This is a genomic window from Luteolibacter sp., from assembly GCF_058122085.1.
The window spans coordinates 1-2,960 of record NZ_JBIKBQ010000199.1; the positions used below are offsets into that span (position 1 = coordinate 1).

Below are 2,960 nucleotides of genomic sequence, written 5' to 3' on the forward strand. Positions count from 1 at the left end.
GCCTTGAACTCGCCTTTCGCCGTGTAATGCAGCAGATAATCACTGCCATAACCATCTGCGACGTAGATATCACCGTTGGCCGGATTGACTGCCGTTTCGGTCGGGCAAAAACGCTTCTCCCCTTCATATTTGCCAGAAGCTTCGGGCCAACCCAAAGTCATCAGTTCTTTGCCGGTCATATCCAGTTTGACCACGATGCGTCGCTTGGTATCGGTCACCCAGAGAAACTCCTCACCGTTTTCTTCGGAAAGGTTCAGTCCGTGGATACCCGGATAGGTTGTTCCGAACGTGCGCACCACTTTTCCGTCCGGGGAAAATTGAATCAGGTTGTTCGCCGTCTCAGTGGTGCAAAGAATCTGGTTTCCGGACTTCAAGCGCGCGAATTCATGACAATCCGCAACGGCCACCGGGCTGGCATCACGCTTGAAACCCCATTCCTTATCTAAACGGAACTTGAAATCTCCCTGCCCAAGAATCTCGGGATTCTCATCTGCAGCATGGGCAATGCCGAAACCAAGCGGTGAAAATGCTGCGGCGGCAGCCAAAGTGCTACCCATGAAACGACGACGATTGATATGTGGTGAGGACATGTCAGCAGGCTTGATAAATTTTCATGATGAGTCAACCCACAAGCTGGGCGACAATCTCCTGAATCTGCTGCTAGGAATTTGCTTTCTGCGGGAGGCTCCTGAAAGAGCCATTGGGTCGGACCGGAGGGCGGGGAAAAGGGGGTTGCGGGGGAAAGGGGGCGGAAGAGGTGTTTCTGTGTGTCAGTGGGCGGAGTTTCGGTAAGAAAAATCCCCAGTCCACGCCGGTAAACGGCTGACTCGGGAGATTTCACGGCGGTTTTCATTCGCCGCGAGCGTAGCTCTCCAAACCGCTGTGCCAGATTTATTTTGGCGGCGGTTTTTCGGCGAGTCTGTCCGGATCTTCAGGTGTATTCGAGAACCAGGGTGCTGCCGTCGTCGAGTTGGATTTCCTCGGGTTCCCATGTGGGACTTTGGTCGAATCCGTCGGGATCTGGATTTGAAGGATTCAGGGGACGATTGAAACAGTCGAGATCGGGCTCTTCGTCGGGGATCCATTCCTTGATCGCCTGCCAAGGTGGTTCGATGGGCTCCATGGTGTGGATATCGAAGGGCGGAGGCGGCGGGCGCGGGAGTGTGACGTCGCTCTGCGTGGGCCTCGCAGTCGGCGTCATGTCTCTGGTAGCGATGGTGCGGAAGTGGCGGGGGGGCTGAGCGCGTGCAATAAAAACCCCGGATGGTTCGCACCGTCCGGGGTTTCTTTGTATTCAGGAATCAGGATCGGGCATCCACCTGGTAGTGCTTCTTCAGTGCGGCTAGCACGGCGTTAAATTCGTAAAGGTAGAATCGGTCGCTGATCTGGAGATAGGGGATCTTCCGCTTCCGCGCCCATTCGTCGATCGTGCGGGGACTGACGGACAGGCGCGCGGCGAGTTCCTTCTTTTTGATCAGGGTGGGCTGGACGGCAGTTGCCTCGTGAATTGGATTGCAGGTGTTGGCCGTCTGAACGGGGCTTGTGGCGATGGTTGCTTTCATAACGCACTGTTGGTGGTGTCAACGCATGGGTTGTCCTGACGGCAAGACAAGTGCCTCAACCGCTCCCTGATTGACGGTTTCAGCCCGGGTGGTTGCCAGCCTTCCGGGGGATGGATCGACCACCACGCCTTCGTCGCCTCTTCGTCCACGATTTCCCGGTAGTGGCGGAAGATCATTTTCGGAGAGTTGCCAGCCTCCAGAGAGGTCCGAGCCACGTCGCCGGTCTCCGCGACCCGATAGCTGATGAACGAATGTCTGAGGGCATTCTGACGCCATCCGCCGGGGATCTTGGCTTTCACAGCAGTATCTCCTAAGGCACCGGAGGCGTCGGTGATCGTCAGGATAGGACCCGTCTCGCCGCGCCACGGGGCAAGCCATGCCTTCAAGTTGTCCGATAGCGGAACCAACCTGCGTGCCGCCGTCTTGGCCTTTTTCCCCGCGATTTCGATGTGACCGCGATCCCACTTGATGTCTTGCCATTCGAGACGGGCGACCTCGGCTGATCGGATGCCGGCGAATCCACCGATGGCGACGAGCGGCAGGATGCGGGCGTGGGCGGTGAGCAGGAGACTCTCCATTTCTTCAGGAGTGAAAATCTGGATCTCGGTTTCCGGCTCCTTGAACGATTCGGTTTGCTCCGCAGTCGTCTTGCGGTCGGGATGCAGGTATCCCTGCTTTTTGGCGAACCCGAACATGGTGACGATGTTGCGGCGGATTCCGTTCTTGCTGACCGGACCGAGCTTCTTGAGTCCATCGAGGAACCGGTTGATGTCGGCCACCGTGACGTCTGCGATGTTTCCAGATACGGCGTCCGTGAACCGCTTCAAGCTGGCCGTCGCGTTCCGGACATAGATGGCGCTCACGCCTTTCCGCTTGAGGGACACGGAGAACTCAGCGGCGGCTTGGACATTGCTGCGAGTAGGATACAGGTCAGCGCGGTTTGCCGCGTAGAACCGGACGGCGTCCGAAAGCAGGACGTTTCCTGCAGTGCGCCGGGCGCTCGCCCATTCCTCGATGGCAGCCGCCAGCGTCATTCCGAACTCGGTGGCGGTGCGCTCGCAGTGGCGAAGAATGTCGAGGTCACGGCGGGTCGCCTCGCAGGTATCGGTGAAACCATTGATGAGCCGAACGGTCACCTGCTGGGCGATCATCCTGGCCTCGTCCATGCAGGATAAGCAGCGGGTCCGCCGTCTGCCGTCCTCCTTCCATGCGAGGGTGAACTGCTCGTATCCATCCTTTCGGTTGATCGTGTAAATCCGGACCTTGGTCGGAGGAAGAGGATTTTTTTTCGTTAAAATGTTAAAATCGATTGGTGCTGGTTGATCGGGCGATGTTCCGACATCGCCTGTTTGAACAAACGTTTCAAATCAACCAACACCATGAGTAAACAGACAGGGA

3 protein-coding genes and 1 pseudogene are annotated in these 2,960 nt (G+C 57.3%); all 4 read right to left on the bottom strand.

The genetic code is table 11. The features are described 5' to 3' along the window. A pseudogene (locus AC4DF4_RS18445) lies at nucleotides 1-590 on the bottom strand (6-bladed beta-propeller); the annotation flags it as partial. Nucleotides 591-931: 341 nt separating this feature from the next. After that, complete coding sequence (locus AC4DF4_RS18450; protein ID WP_490049562.1) at nucleotides 932-1,123, bottom strand: hypothetical protein; 192 nt, start codon at nucleotides 1,121-1,123, stop codon at nucleotides 932-934. A gap of 178 nt (nucleotides 1,124-1,301) precedes the next feature. Then, entirely contained in the window at nucleotides 1,302-1,562 is a 261-nt protein-coding gene (locus AC4DF4_RS18455; RefSeq protein ID WP_490049563.1) for a helix-turn-helix transcriptional regulator, read from the bottom strand. Then, on the bottom strand, nucleotides 1,559-2,728 hold the full coding sequence (locus tag AC4DF4_RS18460) for a tyrosine-type recombinase/integrase (RefSeq protein WP_490049564.1): 1,170 nt from the start codon (nucleotides 2,726-2,728) through the stop codon (nucleotides 1,559-1,561). Before AC4DF4_RS18460 ends, AC4DF4_RS18455 begins: the two co-directional genes overlap by 4 nt. Nucleotides 2,729-2,960 lie beyond the last annotated feature (232 nt).